General features: G+C 54.8%; 23 protein-coding genes. All 23 read right to left on the bottom strand.

Annotated features, from left to right (window positions below; genetic code table 11):
• Positions 1-15: 15 nt before the first annotated feature.
• The gene (rfbA, locus tag KGP22_RS14245; protein ID WP_115875788.1) at positions 16-879 is read right to left on the bottom strand and encodes a glucose-1-phosphate thymidylyltransferase RfbA; all 864 of its coding nucleotides are present in this window, start codon (positions 877-879) and stop codon (positions 16-18) included.
• Complete coding sequence (rfbB, locus tag KGP22_RS14250; RefSeq protein WP_149367531.1) at positions 876-1,964, bottom strand: dTDP-glucose 4,6-dehydratase; 1,089 nt, start codon at positions 1,962-1,964, stop codon at positions 876-878. Before rfbB ends, rfbA begins: the two co-directional genes overlap by 4 nt.
• Before the next feature lie 355 nt (positions 1,965-2,319).
• Positions 2,320-3,216: a GalU regulator GalF gene (galF, locus tag KGP22_RS14255; protein ID WP_017383282.1), complete on the bottom strand. Its 897-nt coding sequence runs from the start codon at positions 3,214-3,216 to the stop codon at positions 2,320-2,322.
• A gap of 176 nt (positions 3,217-3,392) precedes the next feature.
• Positions 3,393-4,784 (bottom strand): colanic acid biosynthesis protein WcaM, encoded by a 1,392-nt coding sequence (gene wcaM, locus KGP22_RS14260; RefSeq protein ID WP_223579638.1) that lies wholly within the window; start codon positions 4,782-4,784, stop codon positions 3,393-3,395.
• A gap of 12 nt (positions 4,785-4,796) precedes the next feature.
• A complete protein-coding gene (wcaL, locus tag KGP22_RS14265) occupies positions 4,797-6,017 on the bottom strand; it encodes a colanic acid biosynthesis glycosyltransferase WcaL (RefSeq protein ID WP_149367529.1) in 1,221 nt (406 codons plus the stop codon).
• The gene (gene wcaK / locus KGP22_RS14270) at positions 6,014-7,294 is read right to left on the bottom strand and encodes a colanic acid biosynthesis pyruvyl transferase WcaK (RefSeq protein WP_032658813.1); all 1,281 of its coding nucleotides are present in this window, start codon (positions 7,292-7,294) and stop codon (positions 6,014-6,016) included. Before wcaK ends, wcaL begins: the two co-directional genes overlap by 4 nt.
• Before the next feature lie 17 nt (positions 7,295-7,311).
• Positions 7,312-8,790, bottom strand: a complete 1,479-nt coding sequence (gene wzxC / locus KGP22_RS14275; RefSeq protein ID WP_149367528.1) for a colanic acid undecaprenyl disphosphate flippase WzxC — start codon at positions 8,788-8,790, stop codon at positions 7,312-7,314.
• Position 8,791: 1 nt separating this feature from the next.
• Positions 8,792-10,186 (bottom strand): undecaprenyl-phosphate glucose phosphotransferase, encoded by a 1,395-nt coding sequence (wcaJ, locus tag KGP22_RS14280; protein WP_223579641.1) that lies wholly within the window; start codon positions 10,184-10,186, stop codon positions 8,792-8,794.
• A 46-nt stretch (positions 10,187-10,232) separates the two neighbouring features.
• Positions 10,233-11,603, bottom strand: coding sequence for a colanic acid biosynthesis phosphomannomutase CpsG (gene cpsG / locus KGP22_RS14285; RefSeq protein WP_223579644.1), 1,371 nt, complete (start codon positions 11,601-11,603; stop codon positions 10,233-10,235).
• Between the two features lie 111 nt (positions 11,604-11,714).
• The gene (cpsB, locus tag KGP22_RS14290) at positions 11,715-13,151 is read right to left on the bottom strand and encodes a mannose-1-phosphate guanyltransferase (protein ID WP_047174549.1); all 1,437 of its coding nucleotides are present in this window, start codon (positions 13,149-13,151) and stop codon (positions 11,715-11,717) included.
• 3 nt (positions 13,152-13,154) lie between these two features.
• Entirely contained in the window at positions 13,155-14,378 is a 1,224-nt protein-coding gene (wcaI, locus tag KGP22_RS14295) for a colanic acid biosynthesis fucosyltransferase WcaI (RefSeq protein ID WP_223579647.1), read from the bottom strand.
• Positions 14,375-14,854 carry a GDP-mannose mannosyl hydrolase gene (locus KGP22_RS14300; protein ID WP_115875796.1) on the bottom strand — a complete coding sequence of 160 codons (480 nt, stop codon included), beginning with the start codon at positions 14,852-14,854 and terminating at the stop codon, positions 14,375-14,377. Before KGP22_RS14300 ends, wcaI begins: the two co-directional genes overlap by 4 nt.
• 2 nt (positions 14,855-14,856) lie before the next feature.
• On the bottom strand, positions 14,857-15,822 hold the full coding sequence (locus tag KGP22_RS14305; RefSeq protein WP_013097874.1) for a GDP-L-fucose synthase: 966 nt from the start codon (positions 15,820-15,822) through the stop codon (positions 14,857-14,859).
• A 2-nt stretch (positions 15,823-15,824) separates the two neighbouring features.
• A complete protein-coding gene (gmd, locus tag KGP22_RS14310) occupies positions 15,825-16,946 on the bottom strand; it encodes a GDP-mannose 4,6-dehydratase (protein ID WP_003863514.1) in 1,122 nt (373 codons plus the stop codon).
• Between the two features lie 24 nt (positions 16,947-16,970).
• Complete coding sequence (gene wcaF, locus KGP22_RS14315; protein WP_045908623.1) at positions 16,971-17,519, bottom strand: colanic acid biosynthesis acetyltransferase WcaF; 549 nt, start codon at positions 17,517-17,519, stop codon at positions 16,971-16,973.
• Positions 17,520-17,534: 15 nt separating this feature from the next.
• Positions 17,535-18,281, bottom strand: coding sequence for a colanic acid biosynthesis glycosyltransferase WcaE (gene wcaE, locus KGP22_RS14320; RefSeq protein ID WP_219368862.1), 747 nt, complete (start codon positions 18,279-18,281; stop codon positions 17,535-17,537).
• A gap of 16 nt (positions 18,282-18,297) precedes the next feature.
• Positions 18,298-19,518: a colanic acid polymerase WcaD gene (gene wcaD / locus KGP22_RS14325; RefSeq protein WP_008499419.1), complete on the bottom strand. Its 1,221-nt coding sequence runs from the start codon at positions 19,516-19,518 to the stop codon at positions 18,298-18,300.
• Positions 19,493-20,710, bottom strand: a complete 1,218-nt coding sequence (gene wcaC, locus KGP22_RS14330) for a colanic acid biosynthesis glycosyltransferase WcaC (RefSeq protein WP_143345305.1) — start codon at positions 20,708-20,710, stop codon at positions 19,493-19,495. Before wcaC ends, wcaD begins: the two co-directional genes overlap by 26 nt.
• A complete protein-coding gene (gene wcaB / locus KGP22_RS14335) occupies positions 20,707-21,198 on the bottom strand; it encodes a colanic acid biosynthesis acetyltransferase WcaB (RefSeq protein ID WP_115875801.1) in 492 nt (163 codons plus the stop codon). The genes wcaC and wcaB overlap by 4 nt, the downstream gene beginning before the upstream one ends.
• Positions 21,198-22,040 (bottom strand): colanic acid biosynthesis glycosyltransferase WcaA, encoded by an 843-nt coding sequence (gene wcaA, locus KGP22_RS14340; protein ID WP_023312403.1) that lies wholly within the window; start codon positions 22,038-22,040, stop codon positions 21,198-21,200. The genes wcaB and wcaA overlap by 1 nt, the downstream gene beginning before the upstream one ends.
• A 65-nt stretch (positions 22,041-22,105) precedes the next feature.
• Positions 22,106-24,268: a tyrosine-protein kinase Wzc gene (gene wzc, locus KGP22_RS14345; protein ID WP_223579657.1), complete on the bottom strand. Its 2,163-nt coding sequence runs from the start codon at positions 24,266-24,268 to the stop codon at positions 22,106-22,108.
• Positions 24,269-24,270: 2 nt separating this feature from the next.
• Complete coding sequence (wzb, locus tag KGP22_RS14350; RefSeq protein WP_023312405.1) at positions 24,271-24,714, bottom strand: low molecular weight protein-tyrosine-phosphatase Wzb; 444 nt, start codon at positions 24,712-24,714, stop codon at positions 24,271-24,273.
• A 6-nt stretch (positions 24,715-24,720) separates the two neighbouring features.
• Positions 24,721-25,860: a polysaccharide export protein gene (locus KGP22_RS14355; protein WP_014170829.1), complete on the bottom strand. Its 1,140-nt coding sequence runs from the start codon at positions 25,858-25,860 to the stop codon at positions 24,721-24,723.
• Positions 25,861-26,056 lie beyond the last annotated feature (196 nt).

A 26,056-nucleotide genomic window follows, 5' to 3' on the forward strand; every position in this document is an offset into this window, starting at 1 on the left:
TTATTCAAAATACTCTTACTTGATAAGGCTTAATAAATAATTGCCGTAACCTGTTTTAGAAAGTGAACTCCCTATCGACTTAATATCTTCTTTACTCAGCCAGCCTTGATTATAAGCAATTTCTTCGAGACAAGCGATCTTGAATCCCTGTCGCTTCTCGACAGTTTGCACAAATTGCGAAGCTTCAAGAAGAGAATCATGTGTTCCAGTATCAAGCCATGCAAATCCACGTCCTAATTGCTCAACTTTTAAAGCCCCCTGGTTGAGATATTCTTGGTTAATACTCGTTATTTCTAACTCACCCCTATCAGACGGTTTCACTTTTTTTGCTATTTCAACTACCTGATTATCATAAAAGTACAGCCCCGTAACGGCCCAATTTGATTTCGGATGCTTCGGTTTTTCTTCGATGGAAATAGCATTGAAGTTATCATCAAATTCGACTACACCGAATCTTTCTGGATCCATTACTTTATAACCGAACACCGTGGCGCCGCTCAAATTATCTACTGCATGCCGCAATTGTTTACCAAATGCCTGTCCAAAAAAGATATTATCCCCCAGGACTAAACATACTTTATCATTCGCAATAAACTCTTCTCCGAGGATGAACGCCTGCGCGAGGCCATCTGGTGAAGGTTGAACTTTATAACTAAGATTAATGCCTAAACGAGCACCATTTCCCAAGAGACGTTTGAAGCTATCACAATCCTCAGGAGTTGTGATAATAAGGATATCCCTAATACCAGCCAACATTAGCACTGAAAGCGGATAATAAATCATTGGCTTGTCATAAATCGGTAATAACTGTTTCGAGGTTCCCAATGTAATTGGATGCAAGCGTGAACCTGAACCACCGGCTAAAATAATGCCTTTCATTTATTGTTATCTCCATATTGTGTTGAAAGCCATGAAGCATATGCTCCACTTTTAACATTACTTACCCACTGCTCATTCGCTAGATACCATTCCACTGTCTTACGAATTCCGCTTTCGAACGTCTCCTCAGGCTTCCAGCCTAGTTCAACACCAATTTTATGCGCATCAATCGCATAGCGACGGTCATGACCCGGTCGGTCAGCCACATACGTAATCTGATCGCGATATGACCCCTCTTTCGGCACAATCTCATCCAACAGATCGCAAATCGTATGGACCACATCCAGGTTCTGCTTCTCGTTATGACCGCCAATGTTGTACGTTTCACCCGGTTTCCCCTGAGTGACAACGGTGTAGAGTGCACGCGCATGATCTTCTACATACAGCCAGTCACGGATTTGGTCGCCTTTGCCGTAAATCGGCAGGGCTTTACCGTCCAGCGCATTCAGAATTACCAGCGGGATCAGCTTTTCCGGGAAGTGGTACGGACCGTAGTTATTCGAACAGTTGGTGACAATAGTTGGGAAACCATAGGTACGCAGCCAGGCACGAACAAGATGGTCGCTTGAGGCTTTTGATGCTGAATACGGGCTGCTGGGTGCATAAGCCGTGGTTTCGGTGAAGAGCGGCAGATCCGCTGATGCTGGATGCTCATCAGGATGCGGCAAATCACCATACACTTCGTCGGTAGAGATATGATGGAAACGAAACGCTTTCTTCGCCTGTTCCTCCAGCGTTGTCCAATACGCACGAGCGGCTTCCAGCAGCACATACGTGCCGACGATATTGGTTTCGATAAACGCTGCCGGGCCGGTAATAGAACGATCGACGTGACTTTCTGCGGCCAGGTGCATCACCGCATCAGGCTTATGCTTTGCGAAGATGCGATCCATAGCGTCTTTATCGCAAATATCCGCTTGCTCAAAGGCATATCGGTCGCTGTCGCTGACTTCACTAAGCGACTCAAGGTTGCCGGCATAGGTCAGCTTGTCCACGTTGACGACATCGTCCTGGGTATTTTTAATAATATGTCGTACAACCGCTGAGCCGATAAAGCCGGCCCCACCCGTCACAAGAATTTTCACGTTATCTGTTCCGTCTAGTGTATATGTCTGGATACTGGCGTTCTGTAACCGGAGAATTTATAAAAAGTTCCGGAAATTGAGCACGCTACCGCCCCTGGCTTAACAGCTACCAGTGTACTGAGCGATGTCTGATTAAAAGATACGACTTACCTGGATACAGGCAAAAAACTGGCGTTAATTGTCGTCCTAAACGACCTCAGAAACAAGCACAAATCGCTACAAAGCAGTCCATGAGTAGCCTGGATAACTCCATGTAAATATTGAATTTATAAAGAAAAACGGCAGTCATCATTTTGGTTGGATATCAACACACCAAAATAATGACTGCCGCTTGCGCAGGTCGGAGAGAGAAATATCAGTCGTTAGCCAGCAGCTTCTCGATACGGCTTCTGAACTTCGCCCCTTCCTTCAGGTTACGCAGCCCATAGTTTACGAACGCCTGCATATACCCCATTTTCTTACCGCAGTCATAGCTGTCGCCGGTCATCAACATGGCGTCAACGGACTGTTTTTTCGCCAGCTCGGCAATCGCGTCGGTCAGCTGGATACGGTCCCAGGCACCTGGCTCAGTTTTTTCCAGTTCTGCCCAGATATCAGCGTTCAGAACGTAACGGCCAACCGCCATCAGGTCTGAGTCCAGCGTCTGCGGCTGATCCGGCTTCTCGATAAACTCAACGATGCGGCTCACCTGCCCTTCCGTTTCCAGCGGTTCTTTGGTCTGGATGACGGAGTACTCGGAGAGATCGCCCTTCATGCGTTTCGCCAGCACCTGGCTGCGGCCGGTTTCATTGAAACGTGCCACCATTGCCGCCAGGTTGTATCGCAGCGGATCGGCAGAAGCGGTATCGATGATGATATCCGGCAGCACGACAATGAATGGGTTATCACCCACAACCGGACGGGCACACAGAATAGAGTGACCCAGCCCCAGCGGCTGCGCCTGACGGACGTTCATGATGGTCACGCCCGGCGGACAAATAGACTGCACTTCCGCCAGCAGCTGGCGCTTAACGCGCTGCTCAAGCAACGCTTCGAGTTCGTAAGAGGTGTCGAAGTGGTTTTCTACCGCATTCTTGGACGAGTGCGTAACCAGGACGATTTCTTTGATCCCTGCAGCAACAATCTCGTCGACAATGTACTGAATCATTGGCTTGTCGACGATCGGCAGCATCTCTTTTGGAATGGCTTTTGTGGCTGGCAGCATATGCATGCCCAGGCCTGCTACCGGAATGACTGCTTTCAAATTAATCATTATTTCTTCCACCTTAAAATGGTTGACGAATTATAGCTCTTAAACCTGTTTTCGCCAGCATGATTTGCCGTAATCCTTAGGCAATCTTACGCCTCAGCATCACAAATTTCTGTAGTTGTAATCTGATTAGATCGCGCTTTTATGCCAGGAATAGTCTCAAAACAGGCGTTTGTCGATTATCTGTGCGGAAGAGCAAAGTTAAGCCTTTCCACATTCACCACCTGCTGGTCGACCCGGTCAATATCCACCGAACTCTGCCCCTTCTCATTCACTGCTTTTATGTTCGCCAGCGACAGCAACGTCTCGTCTTTCGCCATGAATTTACCCCGCACATCCTTGCGCAGGTCGAAGTTGATCTTCAGGGCGGGCCCCACAGCGGCTTCCTGCATCACATTGATATTGCGTAAGAAAAGATGCTGTGGCTTGTTGTGCAGTTCCAGCGTTGCACGCTGCATTTCCACATTGGTTATCGCCACAAACGACGTGGCGTTGCCGGATGAAATCTGTATCCCGCGCAATTTATATGCAAGCTGGCGGTTATCGAGGTGAATATTATTGAGCTTGAAGTTCTGCGGGATGGACAAATAATCGCCTTTAATTACCCCATAGCCGATTAACATTCCGGCACTGTTAACCATGTCGACATTATCAATAATGAAATTATCACAGCCATAAATGGCCACCGTGGCGTTGTCTATGCCCGCCTTTTTGCTGAAGTCGGGAGTAATATTCTTGGCTTTGATATTGCGGATAACAAAATGCTTGCCGTTTTCAACGTGCACCAGCTGGCGACAGTTGCTGCCGGTGATGTTGGCCACCACGAAGTTCTTGACGGTCTGCTTCTCCGGATAGTCGTTATCGTAGGTGCTCCCGGCGAGGCCAATGCCGATGCCCCAGTTGATCTTGCCGTTGGTGCAGTTGATGTTGTCGATGACGTGATCGGAGATCAGGATATTGCGATCGTTGATGGCAACGTTCCACTCGATCGCATCCCCCTGCAGATGGCTAAATTTGCTGTTGGTGATGCGGGCGCCATCCACCTGGTTGTGGAAACCCTGGCGCAGAATGGCGTAGTTGGCCTGGCTCACGCTGATGTTATCAATCAGCAGATTGCGCATCACGCTGGGTTTCTTGCCGCCGATGTAGATCTGCGTCACCGGGCCAAAACCGCTCATGGCCAGCCCTTTGATAACGCAGTCAGAGCCGCGAACGTCGAGTGTAATGTTCTCCGTGCGACCAGCACCTTCGCCTATCACTTTGCTGCCTTCCTGCAGAACAAAGCGGCCGCGCCCGTTGCCGGTTAACGCCCCGCGGATCAGCAAGGTTTTACCGTCGGGAATGAAAATACCCGCATTGATGTTTTCGCAGGTGAGTCCGGCCGGGACCACGACGGTGTCACCGTCATTAAACGCCTGCTTAAAAGCGGCGATCCAGTCGTTGTTATTGTACTGATTGACAGAGACCGTTCTGCCGCTTGCCGCCCGCGCAATGCGGGACGACAGCAGGGGCGTGGCCGCCAGAACGGACAGAGAAGAGACAAAGGTGCGTCGGGTAATCTTTTTCAGCATACATCCTCGGCGTTACAGCGTTTGCAGCAGGCTCGCTAGCTGGCGGTTAATCACCTGCTGGTTAAAATCGGTTTCAACTTTTTGTCGGGCGTTATGGAGCACGGGCTCCAGCGACTGCTGGTCGATGTCGCTGAAGGCAGCTAATCGGTCCGCAAGGGCCATCGCGTTATTCTCCGGCACCAGCCAGCCGGAATGGTCAGACTTAATCAGCTCAGGGATCCCGCTATGCAGAGTCGATACCACCGGAATACCGACGGCCATCGCCTCCATCAGCGCCACCGGAATGCCTTCCATGTCGCCATCGGCACCCGTTACGGAAGGCAGCAGAAATACATCTGCCTCATCGAGCATGGCCTTGACCTCGTGGCTCGGCTTGAAGCCGGGCATCTCTACGACATCTTCCAGCTGATACTGTTCGATAAGCGTGCGCAGACGACGCTCCCACGGCCCAATGCCGAGAATGCGGTAGTGGAAATCCACCCCGCGCGCTTTCAGCTGGCGGCAGGCTTCAATCGCCACATGCAGCCCTTTCTTCTCGGTCAGACGGGCAACGGAGATGATCTGCAGCGGTTTGCCAGGCACCTTCACGGGACGGCGGGTAAAGCGCGTTAAATCTACGCCCATGCGCGAAACGGCAATTTTCTCTCCCGGGCAGCCCATGTTTTTCAGGCGTCCGGCCCACAGTTCGCTGATGGGCAGCATCATGTCGCCACGCCGGAAAAGCTGCTGGTATTCCGGCGTGTAGTGGTTCAGCACTTCGCGGCTGGAGATGTCGATACCGTGGAAGATGGTCGCGATTTTACCGTCAATCACGCCCAGCTCGCGCAGCTTCGCGGCGGTGACGCCCGCCGGGCCAAAGTGGGCGATAAACACGTCGGCACGATACGGCTGCGCCGTTTGCCCGCAGATGGCCGAGAGAATTAAATTGCGTGATTCCGAACCATAGCGGGAAATATTCAGCGCCCGCCACGTCGACGCGCGGTGGATCCCGCGCAACGTCTTGCTGGCACGGTGGCGTAGCTTGCTCAGCTTCCCGGACGGCTCATCCTGCAGCCAGCGGGTTTTCGCCTCCAGCCCATACTGGGTATACGCCGCATGGGTATTTTGGGTATCGCCCTTTTGCAGGGCGATAATCTCCACGTCATATCCCATATCGATAAACGCGGTGATTTGGTTCAGAACAAAGGTCTCAGACGACAGCGGAAATTTCAGTAAGAAGAAACCAACCTTCATTTCCCCTCCCGTACGCGGTCAAGTACCGATTTCACCATTCCAATGCCTTTTTCGCGCTCGGCTTTCACCGCAACGGCCAGACGCTCGTTGATCGCAGGCAGCTGGCCGAGCGTATCCCCCACCATCGCGCCAAGCGAACCATCCAGCAGATGACGGATATCCACGGCCATTTCAGGCATTCCAAGCTGCTGCATGATGCCGGCAGACTTGTGCTCGTAGTTGATGGCTATGGCCGGCGTTCCAAAGTTCATGGAGATAATCGCCGAGTGCAGGCGCGTGCCGACGGTCAGGTCGCAGGCGGAGAGCAGCTTGCCCATCTCCAGGTCGTTCAACTCGTCCATCACCACATGATAGCGGGACGGATCGTTCACCAGGTTGCGCAGGTTCAGCGCCACCATGCGGTCATCTTTGTTGTAGCTGTCGATGCCGGTACAGGTGGACAGCGCCAGCACCTGGTACCCGCTGTCCAGCACGCGGTTCACCACGTCGGCGAAGGCTTTCTCATACGCCGCCTGCGTCGTGCCTAAACGCTTATCGAAGGGTGCCAGCTCGCGCAGGGTAATCGCGACGGTTTTCTGTTTCGCCGCTACGTCGAGCCAGTGCTGCACCGCGTAGCTCGGCTGGAAGCTGTCGTCCTGGTGATCCACCAGCCAGGCGGTGTCCACGCCGTGCTCAACTTTTGAGGTGTCTATTTCGCTGCGCTTCATCATGTCGAGGCTGACCGACTCGCGCAGGATCAGCGCGTCGCAGTGGCCGAAGACATAGTTTGCCAGCTGGTTAAACTGCGGATCCTGGAATGGCCCGACGCTGTGACCAATCATAAACAGCGGCTTTTTCGCCATAAAGGTGCAAAGCGCATGCTCAAACTGCGGCACGCCGTAGAGATCGACGAAGAACGAACCGCCAACCTGGATAATAGCGTCATAGCCGGACAGCAGACGAACAAAGTCGGTGAAGCCCTGGGCGATCGCGATGTTGCGCAGCTTGCCGGTATCGGTCACGCGGGAAAGCAGCACCTGGTGCTGGTAGCGACGGCGCAGCACTTTCTTCACGCGGCCCATCACGCCCGCGGCGTTGTTGTGCTGTTTCATCTGGCTGTAGAGCGGGTCGCCCATCACCGGGCGGTTCAGTAACCAGGATGAGCTAACCGGATAACGGCTCATCACGTCCACTTCGGTCTCAGGCTTAAGGGTGTTAATTGCATCCAGTAAACCGCGCAGAATGGCGCTGTCGCCACGGTTGCCGCAGGTATGGTTGCCAAGAATTAATAATTTCATAATGGCCTCTTAAATAACTAGCCTGCGCGAAGCAGCGTTTTCATTTTTTCGTTACGGCAAAACTGGCGCTTCATCTCCACCACCAGCGCATTGCGTGACAGCACAATCATCACGCCAAATGCCAGCGCGCCCGCGGCAACCTGCACCGCCAGCAGCGCGACCAGCGGCAGGTGACCGCTGAGGATGATGCCCAGGCCGTAGCTCACCGCCAGGGTCGGCAACGAGAGATAGAACGGCAGCCACAGGCTCAGGATGTACTGACGGTAGCTGGAGCCCAGCACCGGCTTGATCATGATGAAGTAGCTCAGAACGGTATTGATTATCTGCACCAGCAGGAAGCCCAGCGTGACGCCGATGGCGCCCGCCATATGCCCGCCGACGATAATTGCCGGAATAAACAGGAAGGTTTTGAACACGTTGAACTTAAAGCTGATATCCACGCGCGCTTTTGCCATCAGCAGGGAACCAATCGGATTCCCCACGGAGCGCAGGAGCCCCACCACGCACAGCAGCTGCAGGATCGGGATGATGCCGTTCCACTTCTCACCAAACACCAGCGGCACGAAGTTGCTGGAAACCACCATCAGCCCCAGCAGCACCGGGAAGTTAATAATCCCCACCACGGAAAGCAGTTTGTAGAAGTTGACGCGCAGCTTCTCGGTGTCGTCCTGAATCTTGGCAAACGCCGGGAAAAGGACGCGGGTGATTATCGGGTTCAGCTTCATCGGCGGCACCACCGCGACGTTGTAGGCCAGGTTGTAGCCCCCCGCCACGCTCGCACCAAGAATACGCGCCAGCACCAGCGTCGACAGGTTGGTATTCACATAGTTGATGATACTGTCCGCCGTCAGCCACGCGCCAAAGCGCAGGTTGGACGAGACGGACGCAAGAGAGAAATGAAGCCCGGGACGGTAAATTTTGCGGCCAAAGTAGCCGAACAGCAGCGTACGCACGGCAGAGTTAACCAGGTATCCCAGAATTGCGGTCATCGCCAGCGGCCAGAAATGGGCGCTCACGACGGTAAAGGTAAAGCCCGCCAGCACGGCGCTGGTCTCGATCATGCCGATCTTGTTGAACTCCAGCTCTTTCTGCATCAGCGCGCGGAACTGCTGCCCGTGGGGGATCACCACGAACGCAAACGACAGCGTGCGCATCAGCGGGGCGAGATCCGGGTTGTGCAGCACGCTGGCGATGGTGTCGCTCAGCAGGAACACCAGCACAAACACGAAAATCCCCAGCCCCACGTTCAGCCAGTAGAGCGTGGTCAGCTCAAGATGGCTGATCTCTTTGCGCTGGATAATCGAGTTGGCGATACCAAAATCAGACAGCGTATCGGCCAGCGCGATAATCACCAGCGAGACGGTCAGCAGGCCGAACTGGTGGTTATCAATGATGCGCGCCAGCACGGTCATCTGCACCAGGCCGAGGCCAATGATGACGATGGTCGCCATCGCTGACCACTTCGCCCCGCTGATGGTTTTTTCACGTAAGCTCATCTTAGTATGCCGCTTTGTTCACGAAACCTTTGAAGATGGTCAGAAAAACAATCTTGATATCGAACCAGATACTCCATTCACGGATGTACTCCAGATCGAATTCGATGCGTTTTTCCATTTTTTCCAGCGTGTCGGTTTCGCCGCGCCAGCCGTTGATCTGCGCCCAACCGGTAATGCCCGGCTTCACCTTATGGCGCAGCATGTAGCCTTCAATCAGCGAGCGGTACTGCTCGTTATGCGCCACCGCGTGCGGACGCGGGCCAACAATCGACATTCCGCCGGTAAAGACGTTGATAAACTGCGGCAGTTCATCCAGCGAGGTACGGCGCAGGAAGTTCCCCACGCGGGTGACGCGCGGATCGTTCTGCGTCGCCTGGGTCACCACCTTGTCATTTTCCATCACCTTCATGGAGCGGAATTTCCACACCATAATCGGCTTACCGTCCATACCGTAGCGGGTCTGGCGGAAAATAACCGGGCCGGGAGAGCTCAGCTTCACCGCCAGGGCAATGCAGCACAGCACCGGGGAGATGAGCAGTAAAATCAGCGACGAGAGCACGATATCTTCAACGCGCTTGAGCACGCGGTTAATGCCCGACAGCGGGGTGTCGTACAGCGGTACCACCGGCACGCCGTTCACCTCTTCAATGCGTGAATGAAGGATGTTGAAGGTAAAGACGTCCGGGATGAGGATCACCGAACAGGTAGTGTCCGTCAGCTCGCGCATCAGCTGCTTAATGCGGGATTCGTCTCTCATCTGCATGGCGATGTAGACGTTGTGAATTTTACCGGCTTTCGCGTCTTCAATAAGCTGTTCGTAATTGCCCGCCCAGTCCGACGGCACGCCGCCCGGCTTCGCGTCGTGGTAAATCCCGACCACTTCAAACCCTAACCACGGCTCTTTGCGGAAGCTGTCGAGCAGAACCTTACCAACCGGCAGATCGCCTGCTACGGCAACGAAGCGACGGTTATAGCCGCGGTTACGCAGCCAGCCCGCACCGAAGCGGATTAGAGAACGGCACACCACCATGCCGACGCTGCTTATTAAATACCAGCAGAGATAGGTGACGAGGCGATTATCAAAATCATGGCTGAACGCCACCAGGCCTGCGCTGAAGATCAGGCTGAGGGTCCAGTTCTGCAGCAGCAGCATCAGTTCGGTGGTCATTTTCACGCCGCGCCACGAGCGGTAAAAATCGGTCATTCCGCCAATCATCTGAAATACGACCAGCGCAATCAGGGCCATCAGCAGATGCATGTATAAGAACGGCAGCCCGCCGATCCGACACACCGCCCACAATCCACCGACCATGATGGTGATATCAGAAAAACGCTGCACCATAGAGATTAACGATGCATTCGTTCTCGCTCGTTCGCGTTTTTTTAGATTCGTCATCGTTGTTCCTGTATTCGGTTCCCCCTCCCACCGGGAGGGGCAAGTATTACTGATTCAACAGCGCCAGAATGTCCTTCGTTCGGGCTTCCATCAGCGCCGTGTCAGCGCGGGACTCCACGTTCAGGCGCACCACAGGCTCGGTATTGGACGAGCGCAGGTTAAAGCGCCACTGCGGGAACGCCATGCTGATGCCGTCGGTACGGTCAATTTCCAGCGCGTGGATCGCAAAGTGCTGCTCCACGCGGGCAATCGCCTCGGCCGGCTCCGCCAGCTTGCTGTTGATCTCCCCGCTCGCCGGGAACGCCGCCATACGGTCGCGCACCAGCTCGCCCAGCGTCTGTCCCTTCAGGCACAGCAGCTCTGTCACCAGCAGCCACGGGATCATCCCGCTGTCGCAGTAGGCAAAGTCACGGAAGTAGTGGTGGGCGCTCATCTCGCCGCCGTAGATGGCGTCTTCTTCGCGCATGCGCTCTTTGATGAAGGCGTGACCGGTTTTGGACATCACCGGCGTGCCGCCCGCCGCTGACACCACGTCGACGGTGTTCCAGGAAAGACGCGGGTCATGAATGATTTTCGCGCCCGGGTTTTTCTCAAGGAACGCTTCCGCCAGCAGGCCGACAATGTAGTAGCCCTCGATGAACTGCCCTTTCTCGTCGAACAGGAAGCAGCGGTCGAAGTCACCGTCAAAGGCGATGCCCATGTCCGCACCGTGCTCAATCACCGCGTTGCGGGTGTCGTCGCGGCACTCCGGCAGCAGCGGGTTAGGAATACCGTTCGGGAAGTTGCCGTCCGGGGTGTTGTGCACTTTCACGAAGGTCACCGGCACGTTCAGGGCCTTAAAGCGCGCCTCCAGGGCATCGACAACCGGGCCGGCCGCGCCGTTGCCGGAGTTAATCACCAGCTTCAGCGGCTTCAGGTTTGCCACGTTGATGTAGCCCAGCAGGTGGTCGATGTACTCTTTCTGCAGGTTGATTTTTTTGTAGCTGCCGCGCTTCGACTCGTTCACCGGCGGGAAATCGTTGGCTTCCGCCAGGCGCTGCACGTCGCGCAGGCCGGTGTCGCCGCTGATAGGACGGGCGCCCTTGCGCACCAGCTTCATGCCGTTGTAGTCCATCGGGTTGTGGCTGGCCGTCACTTCGATACCGCCGTCCACGCCCAGGTGGAACGTGGCAAAGTAAATCTCTTCGGTTCCGGAAAGGCCGATGTCCAGCACGTCCACGCCTGCATCCTGCAGCCCTTTCGCCAGGGCCAGCTTCAGGGATTCACTGGTCAGACGCACGTCACCGCCCAGCACGATGGTCTGCGGTTTTAAGTATTCGCCGTACGCGCGGCCAATGCGCCACGCGATATCCTCATTCAGCTCTTCGCCCAGCTTGCCGCGAATATCGTAGGCTTTAAAACAGGTTAATTTTTCCATGATGACCCCTTTTTCAGGCAACAGTCGGCCCTGACCACTAAATGGCCAAATTGATTTTTTTGTCATTCGTAGGCCCGGTAAGCGTAACGCTACCGGGCATAATGCAGAGTGCTACACCCGCCCGTAGCGGTCCTGGAAGCGCACGATATCGTCCTCTTCCAGATACGAGCCGGAGCGCACCTCAATTAAGTCGAGAGGAATTTTCCCCGGGTTCTCCAGACAGTGCGTCGCCCCCAGCGGAATATAAATGGACTCGTTTTCGCCCAGCAGTTTGACTTCACCGTCGATAGTGACTTTAGCGGTACCCGCAACCACCACCCAGTGCTCGGCGCGGTGATGGTGCATCTGCACCGACAGCCCCTCGCCCGGCTTCACGGTGATGCGTTTCACCTGATAGCGGTCGCCTGCGTCGATGGAATCATATTTACCCCAGGGACGGTAGACTTCACGGTGAATGTGGTGCTCGTGGCGTCCATCCGCCTTGATCTTCTCCACCACTTTTTTAACGTCCTGCACGGCGTTACGGTCAGCAATCAGCACCGCGTCTTTGGTCTGGACCACCACCAGATCCTTAACCCCAACCGTGGTGACCAGGCCGGACTCGGCGTAGACGTAGCTGTTTTCCGTTTTGTGGCTAATGACATCGCCGTGGTGGACGTTACCCTCAGGGGTATGGGCGCTGATCTCCCACAGGGAGGACCAGGAGCCCACGTCGCTCCAGCCCGCATCCATCGGTACCACAACGGCGTCCGCCGTGCGTTCCATCACCGCGTAGTCAATCGACTCTTCCGGGCAGGCGAGGAACGCCTCTTCATCCACGCGGATGAAGTCGAGATCCGGGTCCACCACCGCCATCGCTTTCTCGCAGGCGTGCAGAATATCCGGGCGATATTTGCTCAGCTCTTCCAGATAGCGTCCGGCGCGGAACAGGAACATCCCGCTATTCCAGTAATACTCACCGCTGGCGACATACGCCTGCGCGGTTTCCAGATTCGGTTTTTCAACGAACTGCGCCACGTCAAACGCCACGCTGTCGCCTTCACCCGGCGTCACGTTGCCGCGACGGATGTATCCGTAGCCGGTTTCCGGCAGATCCGGCACGATGCCGAAGGTCACCAGCTTACCGCTTTCGGCGTAAGGAATGGCCGCACGCACCGCGTCGCGGAAGGCCTCTTCCTGCTGGATGACATGGTCTGCCGCCAGCACCAGCATCAGCGGGTCACAGTTCGGGCTGCTGCGTTTTGCCGCCAGCGCCGCCAGGGCGATCGCAGGCGCGGTATTGCGTCCGGCAGGCTCCAGAATGATGTTTTCTGTTAGTTTGTTCAGCTGACGCAGCTGCTCGGCAACAATAAAGCGGTGCTGTTCGTTACAAATCACCACCGGGCTTTCACACTCCACGCCGTGGAGACGGTTCACCGTCGTCTGCAGCATGGTGAGATCCCCTTTCAGGCAGAGGAACTGTTTTGGATAGAGCACGCGGGACAGCGGCCACAACCGGCTACCAGAGCCACCAGCCATCACAACCGGATACAAAGTGGTTTGACTCATGATTTATCCCCGTATATCTGCAATAAATTGGCTCAGCACGTTCTCTTTCTCAAGCGTGCGTTCGGCATATTCACGTGCCACCGTGTTCACTTTTGGCATGGCAAGTGCCAGCTCAATTCCGGTGACCAGCGCCGGAACCGATTCCGGCTCTACGCACACGGCAATCCCCGGATAGCTGTCACACAGCTGGCCTAATTCAGTTTCGGCTTCGGCCGTAATCACCGCGTTGCCGCCCACTGCCAGAATGTTGGTCAGCTTGGACGGCAGCACCGCATCCGCCGCGCCGCGTTTTTGCACTACCAGATGGCAGTCGCCCATCTTCAGCAGCGCAGGCAATGCCTCGTAAGACTGAAGCGGGAAGAATTTCACGTTGGTCAGGCCGCGTTCGCTGACCATTTTTTCCAGACGCGCTTTCCCACCGCCCTGCCCGACTATCACAAACGTCCATGGATGTTCGTTCAGCTGTTGAGCCGCTTCAATCACGCTCTCAAGCCCCTGCTTTTCGCCGATGTTGCCTGAGTAAAGAATGATTTTTTGATCTTCAGGCAAACCGAGCCGCGCGCGCAGCGCCTGAGCGTCTTGCTCAGTCGCGTCGCGAAAACGCGCCACTTCGGACCAGTTCGGGAAGAAGATCACCTTCTCCGCCGGGACGCCTTTCTCCTGCGCCTTGTTCATCATCGAGCGCGAGATAGTTGAGACGTAATCCACGTTGTGTAAGCCACTGCGCTCAAAGGCGCTGGCGAGCTTCGCCACCTTTCCACCTTTGCTTTTGCCTGCCATCCCCAGGCCCAGCATGGCGTCCACTTCATAATCCTGAATGTGCAGCAGGGTGCGCGCGCCGGAGAGTTTGCCCAGCAGGCGCATGCCCGGCGTGCAAAACAGCGTCGGCACCACGCCGATAATGCGATCCGGCTTCCAGCGACGCTGCGCCATCAGCGGGAAGAAGCTGCTCAGAGCAAAGCTGCCGAGATGAATCAACCGCTTCAGCGTCGAGGGCTGCTTAGGCACATACAGCGGGCAGCGCCAGACGGTCGCTGCGCCCTCTTCGCGACGGTAGCGCCAGCTTGAGTAGCGCTCCCCCACTTTCCATTCCGGGTAGTACGGCGGCGCGGTAATGACCCGCACGTCATGTCCCTGGCTCGCCATCCACTCGACCATCTCGCCGGTGTATTTACCGATGCCGGTTAATTCCGGCGAGTAGTTGATTCCGTATACGAGGATCTTCATAAGCCCGGCACCCCGGACTGACGTTCAGCGAGGAAATAGGCGCGACTGTTGTCATGCACATTGTCGCTCGCCAGCAGCGCCTCTGGCGTCTGCCAGCGGTAGTCGTCGTGCTGAGAATCAGGCAGACGCAGGTCTGCCTCACTCACCTTCAGGCGGAACCCCAGCACGATGTAGTGCGTGGTGAACCCGGTGCCTGAAAAGTTATCGTCATAGAAGTGCTGCCAGACCCCGTAAAACTGGCCCGCTGCCATCGGCAGCTGCAGGCCCAGTTCCGCCAGAGTAAGACGCTCAAACGCATCGGCAAGCGTCTCATCCTTCTGCACGCGCCCGCCGGGCACGAACCAGAAGCCCTGTGCAGGACGGTTGGTTCGTTTCCCCAGCAAGAACTCGCCGCGTTCGTTCTCCACAATCAGATCAATTGAGATGAGCGGAGTGGAACGCACTACCGTGGCAAAATCTTCCTGACTTAAAAACATCGTTACCCCCGGAAGCGGTGCTGGTTTTCCAGGAACCACTGGTAGGTACTGGCCAGACCCTGCTCCAGTGACACCTCGTGATACCAGCCCAGCTGATGCAGACGGGTCACGTCCAGCAGCTTGCGCGGCGTGCCGTCCGGTTTCGTGGCGTCAAACACCACGCGGCCTTTATAGCCCACCACCTGCGCGATGGTCTGCGCCAGCTCGCGAATGGTGCAGTCCACGCCGGTACCGACGTTGATGTGCGACAGCATCGGCTCGGTGTTCTCCTGCCACACCTCGCGATCCAGCTCCATAACGTGAATGCTGGCCGCAGCCATGTCGTCCACGTGCAGGAATTCACGCATCGGCGTACCGCTGCCCCACACCACCACGTCCGGCGCGTTCTCGGCGGTCGCCTCGTGGAAGCGACGCAGCAGCGCCGGGATCACGTGCGAGTTGCTCGGGTGGAAGTTGTCGTGCGGTCCGTACAGGTTGGTCGGCATCACCGAACGATAGTCGCGGTTGTACTGACGGTTGTAGGACTCGCACAGCTTGATCCCGGCAATCTTGGCAATCGCGTACGGCTCGTTGGTGGCTTCCAGCGTGCCCTGCAGCAGCTCGCTTTCAGCGATCGGCTGTTTCGCCATTTTCGGGTAAATACAGGATGAGCCGAGGAACAGCAGCTTGTTCACGTTGTGCAGATGCGCCGCGTGAATAATGTTGCTCTCAATCATCATGTTTTCGTAGATGAAATCCGCCGGGTAGGTGTTGTTGGCAACAATGCCACCCACCTTAGCCGCCGCCAGATACACCTGGTCAATGCGTTCGTTAGCAAAGAAGTCCTGTACCGCACGGCTGTCGAGCAGGTTAAGCTCGTCGCGCGTGCGTACAACCACTTCAACGTCACCACGCTGTTCGAGCTGGCGAACAATCGCGGAACCCACCATTCCGCGATGACCGGCGACAAAAATACGTTGTTTTGTCATTCTCAGGACTCCAGCGCGATGGCAACCTCGTAGCCATGAGACTTGAGCAGGGAGTGTTTTTTCGCTGCTTCAAGATCTTTGGCTACCATCTCGGAAACCATCTCCTGCAGAGTGGTTTCTGGTTTCCAGCCCAGCTTCTCGTGCGCTTTGGTTGGGTCGCCCAGCAGGGTTTCTACTTCAGCAGGACGGAAGTAGCGCGGGTCAACCTGCACAATCACGTCGCCAGGCTTCACGCCCGGTGCGTCATGGCCGGTCACGGAAACCACGATGCCCTTCTCTTCCACGCCGGTGCCTTCGAAGCGCAGCTTGATGCCCAGCTGTGCGGCAGCCATTTCAACGAACTGACGAACGGAGTACTGCACGCCGGTCGCGATCACGAAGTCTTCTGGCTGTTCCTGCTGCAGCATCATCCACTGCATTTTCACGTAGTCTTTGGCATGGCCCCAGTCACGCAGGGAATCCATGTTGCCAAGGTGCAGGCAAGACTCCAGACCCTGCGCGATGTTGGCGATAGCGCGGGTGATTTTGCGGGTCACGAAGGTTTCGCCGCGACGTGGGGATTCGTGGTTGAACAGAATGCCGTTACAGGCGTACATGCCGTAGGATTCACGGTAGTTCACGGTGATCCAGTAAGCGTACAGTTTCGCTACCGCGTACGGAGAGCGCGGGTAGAATGGCGTGGTCTCTTTCTGCGGGATTTCCTGCACCAGACCGTACAGCTCAGAGGTGGATGCCTGATAGAAACGGGTTTTCTTCTCGAGGCCCAGGAAGCGAATCGCTTCCAGCAGACGCAGCGTGCCCATGGCGTCAACGTCAGCGGTGTACTCCGGGGATTCGAAGGAGACCGCAACGTGGCTCATCGCGCCCAGGTTGTAGACTTCATCCGGCTGCACTTCCTGCAGGATACGGGTCAGGTTGGAGGTATCGGTCAGGTCGCCGTAGTGCAGGTGGAATTTCGGGTTCGCCGCGTGCGGATCCTGATAGATGTGATCCACACGTTCGGTGTTGAAAGAAGACGCACGACGCTTAATACCGTGTACTTCATAACCTTTTTCCAGCAGTAATTCTGCCAGGTAAGAACCATCCTGCCCGGTAACGCCGGTGATGAGAGCGACTTTAGACATGTTTATATTCCTCTACTTATGAATTTAATCAGTTTCAACGCGTTCGCGTATCACCACTGCGGGGTTGCCACGGCAAACTTTATTTGCCGGTAGCGATTTAAAAACGCTGCTGCGGGCACCGACTACCGTGCCATCGCCAACAGATACACCCGGTGCAACAAAAACATCCGTTGCCAGCCAGCATTTTTCGCCAATCACAATAGGCGAGGCGGTAATATCAAAATGCTGACTCATAAAGTCATGGCTTCCGGTACACAAATAACATTTCTGTGAAACCACCGAATTTGCGCCAATCGTAATCTCGCCAAGGGTATATAACACCGCGTCATCCCCTACCCAGGCATAATCCCCGAGCGTTAATTTCCACGGATAGGTAATCTTCACCGAAGGCCGAATGACTACGTTTTTTCCTATTTTTGCGCCAAACAGGCGCAATAAAAATGCTCGCCAGCGGTACAGTATTTGCGGTGACCAGGCAAATAAGGTGGCCTGAACGGCCCACCATAGCTGCACTTTAATACCGCCCGCCCCCCGAAAACCTTTCGGTACGGAGAAACCGTTCAGATCCTGCATTACGTTTCCTTATATTCAGGCTTTGTTATATAAGGCTTTCGTTTTACTCGTGGTGCGCACGCGTAAAAAATAAGATAATTCCGCCCAGAACCCCGGCATGCGTAATATTTTACGCTGTACGTTTTTGGCATCCTGGCACAACTCCAGATTATTCGAGGTTGACACACCACCCATTGAAAATTCAGATACCAGCCCTTTAATTCGGCGGAACGGGTAACCTGACTTATACAGACTGGCTGCCAGCGCATAATCGGATGACACTTTATACTGCAAATCATAAGGCTGTTTTTTCAGACCTTTTACCGGAAAGAAAATGGCCTGATGGCTGGCGGGCAAACTATGGTAGATATACCAGCCCGGCTTCGCGCTGCGGCACACTTTATGTCCGTCGCCAAAATCAAGCAGCGCATCGCCAATATACATGGCGTCCTCTTTCTGGCGCGCCAGCTGACGGGCAAACAGCGCGACGTCGTCATGGAAAATATCACCCGAATTCAGGAAGATGGCATAACGGCCTTGCGCCATATTGATGCCTTTGTTCATCGCATCGTAGATGCCTTTATCTTTCTCGCTGATGTAGCGTAAGTTGAACTCACCGTTGAGTTTTTCCAGAAACTCCGCCGTGCCATCGTTCGAGCCGCCGTCGACCACAATCCACTCAAAGGTGAGGCTTGGATCGCGCGCCAGGTTGCGCAGCGAGCGCCAGGTTTTTACCACCCCTTCGTAATTACGAAAAGCGACAGTAATGACGCTAAGAAACATAAATCACCTCATTTCGTCATACGTGCGTAATATTAAGCGCTTTGCGCAGAATAAACGGACAGACAATCAAGAAAGCATATTCCGGGCTAAATATTGAGCCGGTAAAAAACAGCGACACCGGCGTAAACAGATAAAGTTGCACGCGAAAGTTCTGGTTATCACCAAACGCGTTAATCATCATTTTGAAAACTTTAAACAGATACCACAGCGTCAACAGTACGGCGAACCATGAAAAATAAATAATTAACAGATACAGACCATTGTCTATGGTTTTACCGACATCCGCACCGTTAAAGATTCCGAATGATGCAACATATTCGTAAAGTGAGCCGAATCTTACTACACCATCAATATGGGTTAAGGAATAACCCACCATCACCAGCGGTCCAATGATGCGATAATAGGACGAAGACCCTTCCGTTCCCAAATCACCCAGACGTTCTGAGATGTACGGGAAGGCAAATATCACGCCCACCATAAATACCGTCAGGGAGATAATCGCCAGCGGCAGTTTTTTCTTAATCGCATCTTTGTTCAGGTACTGAAACGCCCATTCCAGCAGGTAAAACAGGATAAATGTCATTACCCCTGAGAACGATCCAGAGAGAACAATTCCTGCAAGAATCATAGCATCGGTCTTAGGCGTTTTGATACCAAACTGTTTGATGCTGAGCCAAATTGAGATTAACGCCAGAGCGAAAAACGCCGGTTCAAAATAGAGGGCCGTGGTACGCTTCCCGCCGAACTTGATGAAGTTCAATACATAGCTGTTGCTGTAAATGAGATATTTCGAAATTATCTCCATCAGGCTGCTGCCGCCGGTAAGAATAATTTGCGCCATCTCCATTGCAGCAAGCATAACAATTAACGCAACGGCAATATAAAAGAACCTGAGGATTTTCCGATAATTGTGCGGAGAAATCGTTTTGAAGCGAATACTCCAGACCATTCCGATAATAATAACGATATAAACAAACAGCATGGTCGAGGTGACGTATTTACTGGCATCCAGCGACTGGCCAAAGATGTAATTAAACAGCGTCAGGCCCGTGCCCAACCCTAAGGCAATCATCAGCTTCTTAAGGTTGATTTTATCGACATATAGCAAAAGCAGAACGGGCAAGAAGGTGACGATGGTTATCGGGAAGCTTTCGCCGAGCTGGGCAATTTTGACGTTGACCAGCAGGTAGATCAGCGGCAGCAGCAGATAACTACAGATTCTGATAGAACGAGACATATTCCTCCAGCATCTGTTGTCCACTGTAGGCCTTGCGGCTGCGGTTGCGGAACGATTCCAGGTCAGTGCCAAAAACGGCCTGAGCGATCTGCGCCTTCGGCAGCTGAACCAGCGGCAGAACCTCCTGCTCCGCAAAAGTTTTGCCGCCGGATTTTTCCAGCACTTCACGTGCCGCATCGCTGTGGGTGGCAATCACCGGCACGCCGATGGAGAGCGCTTCACAAAGGATCAGCGGATAGTTATCCACGCGTGAACTGAATACCAGCGCATCCATTTCATTAAGCGCGCTCATCAGCTTGCGCTTATCGGTTTCAAACCCGTGGTTCACCACGTTAGCCCCTTCGAACGGGGAAAATTTGCCGAAGGTATGAAGCTCAATTTTGTCACCCAGCGCCATCATGTCGCGCACCAGCTGCTGGTTTGTTTTCCCGTCGTAGCGCAGGTCATGCGCAACGATAGCGATTTTCGGTTTGCCCGCGGTTTCTGCCACCGGCGTCAGCTCGGCGAGAATGGCTTCCGTCGCCACGTCGATGCCGTTGTTAATAATCTGACAGCGCCCTGCCCCGTACAGGCTGTTGAAGGCATCGGCCACGTGCTGGCTCGGGGAGATAAACGTACAGCCGAGCGACAGCATGTCGCGGAAAAGCTGGCGCTTTCCGGCGACCAGCTGATGCGCGCGATCCACCTTCACCGGCGGATAGTTGCTTAATGTGGGGCACTTCTGGCAGTTATCTTTCCAGCCTTCGCAGCCGTCGGTAAACGCACAGCGCCCGGTTACGCTCCAGTGATCGTGCAGCGTCCAGACAAAGCGGGTGTCGGGCTTGTGGGCCTGCACCTTCTGGCAAAACGCCACCACCTCTTCCAGATTCAGCCAGTAGCTGTGCAGCACGTGAAAATGCAGCACAACCGGGCCGGTGGTACGGGTTACCGTGCGGTACAGCGTGTTCAGGTTGCCAAACAGATCGCGGTTAAACAGACGGAACAGCGCAATGTTAGCAATCGAGGTCAGGCGCGGCGTGTGCTTATGCACCTGCGGGAAATTATCGTGGCTAACGCTTTTCTTGCCGCCTTTGCCATAGCCGTAAATAAAACGAGACTGGAGTCCTTTTTGCAGCGCGCGCTGGTGCAGATCCAGCGCCACGCCTGCCGCGCCGCCTTCTGCGAGGCGTACGTTAAATTGCAGAATGTTCATTTAATCACCTTCACGCGGGCTTTTTCTCCCACCACCAGCGCGTTATCCGGAATGCTGTCCAGCACCACGCTGCCAGCACCAATCGTGACGTTATTACCAATCGTAATGTCACCGATGATCACCACGTTCGCGCCCAGCTCGACGTTATTGCCGATAACCGGGCAGGCCAGGCTGTCCGGCCCGCGGTTGCCAATGGTCACCCCATGGCGGATGGTGAAATCATCCCCGGCAACCACGAACTTGTTGATCACCACCGCATAGCCGTGATGGATGGTAAAGCGGCGGCCAATGGTGGCAGCGGCCTGAATTTCATAGCCAAAAAAGCATTCGGTAATGATGCGGTACAGCACCAGCACGGGTGCCGCCCAGATATTGTTCAGCACATTTTTCTTGCGCCACACCGAGCAAAAGTGCGCGATGCGGTACGCCAGAACCATGCAGCACGGACGCAGGCTCCAGCTGTTAGCGCGGCAATCTTCCAGAAACATTATTTCCCCCGAAGTCCATCAGCCAGACGCTTGCCGTTACGCACGGACAGCAGCGTCAGCAGCGTGCGCCAGTTCATGCGCTTATTGCGGATCTGATAGAGGGTAAAGAGCTGATATTTACGGCTGGCACGGTCAAACTTGTCCTTGTGCTTGCGGTAAAAATGGAAGTAGCCGGAGAACTTCTTCGGCGAGGAGGTGATTTGCATCTCCCCGTGATTGATGTGCAGGATCTGCGTAGCCTCTTCTACTTTCCACGGCTCGCCGTATTCCACCACCATGCGCAGGAAAATATCGTAATCCTGCGCGGCCTTGAGTTCGGTATCAAACAGGCACTCTTTGAAACGCCAGGCCCAGGTGAATACCTGGTTACCAATGATGTTGCGCTTGTAGAACAGGCGGCGTGAGTACGGTGATTTCGGGTACAGCGGCAGGCTGGCGGGCTGCGAGTAGACCTCGCCCTGGCAGACATAGTCGTTGGCGTACAGGAAAGCGTGCGTAACCAGCTGTTCTTTATGCGACAGGAAAATAGACAGGCGGTTAGGCGTCCATTCGTCGTCGTCGTCAATTCCGGTGAGATACTGCCCTTTGGCCTGCATAATCGCCTGATTACGCACCGCACAGGCGCCGGAGTTGATGGCGTTGTGGGTATAGACCACCCGCGGGTCGTTGAGGTCAGTCACAAACTTTTGCAGCTGTTCATACGAGGAAGAGCAGTCATCAACGATGATCAGCTCCCAGTTATCGTAATCCTGACGTAACACCGACTTGATTGCGCGGATCGCCAGCTGCTGACGATTCCATGTCGGCATATAGATTGAAACTAAAGGGCGTTGTGTGGTCATGATCTTCCCCTGATCCCTCACCCCGCCCCTCTCCCCTCGGGAGAGGGTTAGGGTGAGGGGGATTGTTATTTGCTGTCAGACTTATATTCGTACTCGTAATACCCGTAATCCTGGTACCCGGTCGCGCGGCGGAAGATGGAGTTCAGGATCACCCCTTTCACCTCAATCCCGTTCTGCTCGAAGCGACTCAGGCTGGTTTCCACCTCTTTCAGGGTGTTAACCGCGTAACGCGCTACCATCAGCGTGGTGCCCGCATGGCGGCCAACGACGGCTGCGTCGGTCACGGCCAGAATCGGCGGCGTATCGATCAGCACCAGGTCGTAGTTTTTGCTCGCCCACTCCACCAGTTCGGTGAAGCGCTCGCTCATCAGCAGTTCGGACGGGTTAGGCGGCACCTGACCGCGTGGGATCAGATCGAATTTCGACACCGTTGTAGGTTTCGCGCTCTGGCTGATGTCACCTTTACCGAGCAGGATTTCCGACAGACCGTTAACGTTGTTGGTGCCCAGCAGTTCGTGGGTGTAGCCCTTACGCATATCGCAGTCGATCAGCAGCACGCGCTTGTTGGTCTGGCTGACAACGGCCGCCAGGTTGGCGCAGACGAAGGTTTTACCGATTGAGGGGCTAACGCCGGTTAACATCAGGACGTTGTTTTTGGCCTGCATCATCGCGAAGTGCAGGCTGGTGCGCAGGCTGCGAATCGCTTCGATAGCGAGGTCGGTTGGGTTACCCACCGCCAGAAGCTGGCTCTGTTTGTAACGCTTAACGCCCTTGATGGTTTTCACGCTGTCACGGGATTTTTGCCACTCAGACAGCGGAATGCTGGCATAGACGTTGATACCGCTCTCTTCCAGCACCTGCGGGCTTTCGATTCCGCGGTTGAACAGCGAACGCAGCAGTACACCGACGATGGAGAGCATCAGGCCGAGAATAATGCTGCCGAGAATAATCAGCGCTTTCTTCGGCTTCAGCACCCCTGGCTGGGTAATCGCCGGGTCGACGATACGCACGTCACCGACGGTACTGGCTTCGGTGATTTTCAGCTCCTGCTGCTTGTTCAGCAGCTGCATGTAAACCTGCTGTCCGGACTCCACGTCGCGGGTCAGACGCACGATCTCCTGCTGCGTTTTCGGCATCGCGGTCACGCGGTCATTGAGCTTCGCCTTCTCCTCTTCCAGCGTACGGCGTTTCTCCAGCAGCGTGCGGTAGGCCGGGTGGCGTTTGGTATAAAGCTTGGAAATTTCCGCCTCTTTGAAGGTCAGCTCGTTGAGCTGCGCATCAATGTTGACCATCGAATCAAGGACCGATTTTGCCTCCAGCGGCAGGTCAACGGAGTCTTTATCCTGACGATAAGCGTTCAGCTTGTTCTCGGCTTCATCGAGATGGGCGCGCACTTCCGGAAGCTGTTTTGACAGGAACGCCAGGCTTTTCGCCGCTTCCGCCGACTTACGCTCGACGTTCTGCTCAAGGTAGTTGCGGGTAATGCTGTTCAGGATGTCGCGGATTTGATCCTTATCTTCACCGGTAAAGGTCATGCTCAGCACGCCGGTGTCCTTACCGTTTTCGGTGACGGTCAGGTTGTTTTGCAGATTGTTGATCATCCCCAGCGTGGAGAATTTGGTGACGGTGAATTCACCGCCCTCCTGGGCGTTAATCGCGCTGACCATCATGCTGACGCCGTCTTTGGTCAGCATCTGCCCCACTTCACCGCGGGCGCTAAAACCTGCGTCGCTGGTTAGCTGATACTGTTTCGGGCCAAGAACCGTCAGGGTAAACGTCTGATCGGCAGCCCCTTTCGGCAGCACAAAGTCAGTGACTTTCACCGTGTCATTGCTTCGCCCCATCAGACGGTCCCAGCCGGCACCAAAGACTGGGAAGGTATTTTTGGTGACGGAGATATCGAGCCCGAGATCGTGAACCGTTTTACCCAGCACCAGACGTGACTGGATGAGCTGAATTTCAGCGTCGGATGCCAGCGGCTTGTTCGCCAGCGCGGAGCCGATATCCTGCACCAGCGAGTTGCCGGTATTCTGCTCGATCTGCACCAGCGCGTCGGCGCTGTAGATAGGGGTGGCGAACAGCGTATAAACGACGGCCGCCGCGGCGAATACGGCGGTAATGCCAAGCACCCACCACTTTGCCTCTACAACAGTGCCGACCAGGCGCCCAATATCAATTTCATCACTGCCCGAAGTCGGGGCGGCAGAAGGTCTTGTTTTTTCTGTCATTGTTATCCCTGCTGAACTTTCAGTGCCTGCGCCCACTGTTGGGCAGACTGGTCAAGTAAGGTGTAAACCGCCTCAAAGGCCTCATGGCTTTTGCGATACGGATCGGGGATTTCACGTTCATTGTCCCAGTGACCAAACAGCATCACCTTGCCGCGCATCTCCGGAGCGATATCGCACAGCGCATGAATATGGCGTTTTTCCATCGTCAGGATCAGGTCATACTCCCGGCACATGCGGCCAGTGACCTGGCGGGCCACGTGACCGTCAAGAGAGAGGTGATGATCCCGCGCTACGCTCGTTGCGCGCTCATCGGCACCTTTACCGACCAGTGCACCCAGCCCTGCCGAATCAACGGTTAGTTCGGGCTGGTAGTGTTTCAACAACCGTTCAGCCGTAGGGGAACGGCAAATGTTCCCCACGCATACCACCAGAATTTTGTTAAACATCGCGGATTACCAGGTATGAATGTCGCGCGCCGTATCCGTCATGTAGCGAACGCCACTGATGGTTGGCAGCAACTGGTTGATCAGACGGTTCCAGCGGGCAACCGGCGCGGTGGTGACATACACCACATCGTATGGCTGGAGACGGAACTCCGTCGCCATCACCAGAGAGGTCGCATCGGACATATCCAGCTGGTAGATGTTGGCGATCTTGCCTTTCGCGCTGCCCTCACCTTTCAGCGGACGGATCACGAAGATACCGGTCGCGTTAGAGGTCGTCAGATCGATACCCTCAGCATTGCCCAGCGCTTCGGTCAGCGTCATACCGCTGAAGTCCATCTTGAGGGTGCTCTGTTTCTTCACTTCACCCATCACGAAGACTTTCAGATCGTCATTGCGCGGCACGTAGAGAATGTCGCCCGGATAAAGCAGGCGGTTCTGGGTCAGATCGCCGTTTTGCATCAGCGCCTGTAGCGAAATGCGCTGCTCCTTCCCGTTGTGGGTGAGCACGACGTTGCGCCAGTCGGCGCCGTCGGTTAACCCGCCCGCGGCGTTGATGGCATCCAGTACGGTCAGAGGAACGTTGGTGATGGCCTGCTGGCCGGATTTGTTCACCTGGCCCGAGATATAGGCTTTTTGCGAGCGGAATGCGGCGATATTAACGTCCACCTGCGGATCGGCGATGTACTGCGCTAAGCGGCCGGTAATATCACTACGGATCTCGGCAAGCGTTTTCCCCGCAACATGGACTTTACCAATGTAGGGATAGAACATGGTGCCATCTGACTGCACCCAGTTACCGGTGTCGCTTGAGCTGCGGTACTGGCCCGCAGGCGTGGTCAGTTCAGGGTGGTCCCAGACGGTCACGTTGATCACGTCACCCGGCCCCACGCGATACTGGTAGGACGCAATTTCCTGGTCCAGCGACATATTCGGCTGGGCAACATTCGGACGTGGACGTAATTGTTCGACCAGACGAGGCGTAAGTGGATAAACATTCACCATTTTGTCGAGATCAAAATCGGCATCCTGTTGCTTGATCACATCCTTACCCATTGTTGACATATTGCTGCCGGGAAAGACCGTGCAACCACTCATCAAGGTCACAGACACCAATAATGGCATCAATTTCATTTTGGATTTCATCATTGATTATTTATCACTTTGGCAGAGTAATTATCCTGTGCAATTTAAATAAGCTCGAGTCGTATTGGGTTTCAGCATGCAGTTAATCAAATAGAAATATAACTGGCATCAGTCCTAAAAAAAGCTTATTCATCCATTGGCTCTTGACAGAATAATCGAGGCTGATTCACACGCTTTCAGGCACGCTACCGCCCTTGGC

Origin of the sequence: Enterobacter sp. JBIWA005 (assembly GCF_019968805.1) — a bacterium.
In the GTDB taxonomy this organism is placed as follows: domain Bacteria; phylum Pseudomonadota; class Gammaproteobacteria; order Enterobacterales; family Enterobacteriaceae; genus Enterobacter; species Enterobacter vonholyi.

What these genes read in the sequence shown, in the direction of transcription:
- rfbA (WP_115875788.1), bottom strand. Translation starts at nt 879, where the DNA reads ATGAAAGGCATTATTTTAGCCGGTGGTTCAGGTTCACGCTTGCATCCA.
- wcaJ (WP_223579641.1), bottom strand. Translation starts at nt 10,186, where the DNA reads ATGACGAATCTAAAAAAACGCGAACGAGCGAGAACGAATGCATCGTTA.
- wzc (WP_223579657.1), bottom strand. Translation starts at nt 24,268, where the DNA reads ATGACAGAAAAAACAAGACCTTCTGCCGCCCCGACTTCGGGCAGTGAT.
- KGP22_RS14355 (WP_014170829.1), bottom strand. Translation starts at nt 25,860, where the DNA reads ATGATGAAATCCAAAATGAAATTGATGCCATTATTGGTGTCTGTGACC.
- wcaC (WP_143345305.1), bottom strand. Translation starts at nt 20,710, where the DNA reads ATGAACATTCTGCAATTTAACGTACGCCTCGCAGAAGGCGGCGCGGCA.
- wcaB (WP_115875801.1), bottom strand. Translation starts at nt 21,198, where the DNA reads ATGTTTCTGGAAGATTGCCGCGCTAACAGCTGGAGCCTGCGTCCGTGC.
- KGP22_RS14300 (WP_115875796.1), bottom strand. Translation starts at nt 14,854, where the DNA reads ATGTTTTTAAGTCAGGAAGATTTTGCCACGGTAGTGCGTTCCACTCCG.
- wcaE (WP_219368862.1), bottom strand. Translation starts at nt 18,281, where the DNA reads ATGTTTCTTAGCGTCATTACTGTCGCTTTTCGTAATTACGAAGGGGTG.
- wcaL (WP_149367529.1), bottom strand. Translation starts at nt 6,017, where the DNA reads ATGAAGGTTGGTTTCTTCTTACTGAAATTTCCGCTGTCGTCTGAGACC.
- wcaK (WP_032658813.1), bottom strand. Translation starts at nt 7,294, where the DNA reads ATGAAATTATTAATTCTTGGCAACCATACCTGCGGCAACCGTGGCGAC.
- cpsB (WP_047174549.1), bottom strand. Translation starts at nt 13,151, where the DNA reads ATGAGTCAAACCACTTTGTATCCGGTTGTGATGGCTGGTGGCTCTGGT.
- wcaM (WP_223579638.1), bottom strand. Translation starts at nt 4,784, where the DNA reads ATGCTGAAAAAGATTACCCGACGCACCTTTGTCTCTTCTCTGTCCGTT.
- cpsG (WP_223579644.1), bottom strand. Translation starts at nt 11,603, where the DNA reads ATGGAAAAATTAACCTGTTTTAAAGCCTACGATATTCGCGGCAAGCTG.
- wcaD (WP_008499419.1), bottom strand. Translation starts at nt 19,518, where the DNA reads ATGTCTCGTTCTATCAGAATCTGTAGTTATCTGCTGCTGCCGCTGATC.
- KGP22_RS14305 (WP_013097874.1), bottom strand. Translation starts at nt 15,822, where the DNA reads ATGACAAAACAACGTATTTTTGTCGCCGGTCATCGCGGAATGGTGGGT.
- wzxC (WP_149367528.1), bottom strand. Translation starts at nt 8,790, where the DNA reads ATGAGCTTACGTGAAAAAACCATCAGCGGGGCGAAGTGGTCAGCGATG.
- wcaI (WP_223579647.1), bottom strand. Translation starts at nt 14,378, where the DNA reads ATGAAGATCCTCGTATACGGAATCAACTACTCGCCGGAATTAACCGGC.
- galF (WP_017383282.1), bottom strand. Translation starts at nt 3,216, where the DNA reads ATGATTAATTTGAAAGCAGTCATTCCGGTAGCAGGCCTGGGCATGCAT.
- wzb (WP_023312405.1), bottom strand. Translation starts at nt 24,714, where the DNA reads ATGTTTAACAAAATTCTGGTGGTATGCGTGGGGAACATTTGCCGTTCC.
- wcaA (WP_023312403.1), bottom strand. Translation starts at nt 22,040, where the DNA reads ATGACCACACAACGCCCTTTAGTTTCAATCTATATGCCGACATGGAAT.
- gmd (WP_003863514.1), bottom strand. Translation starts at nt 16,946, where the DNA reads ATGTCTAAAGTCGCTCTCATCACCGGCGTTACCGGGCAGGATGGTTCT.
- wcaF (WP_045908623.1), bottom strand. Translation starts at nt 17,519, where the DNA reads ATGCAGGATCTGAACGGTTTCTCCGTACCGAAAGGTTTTCGGGGGGCG.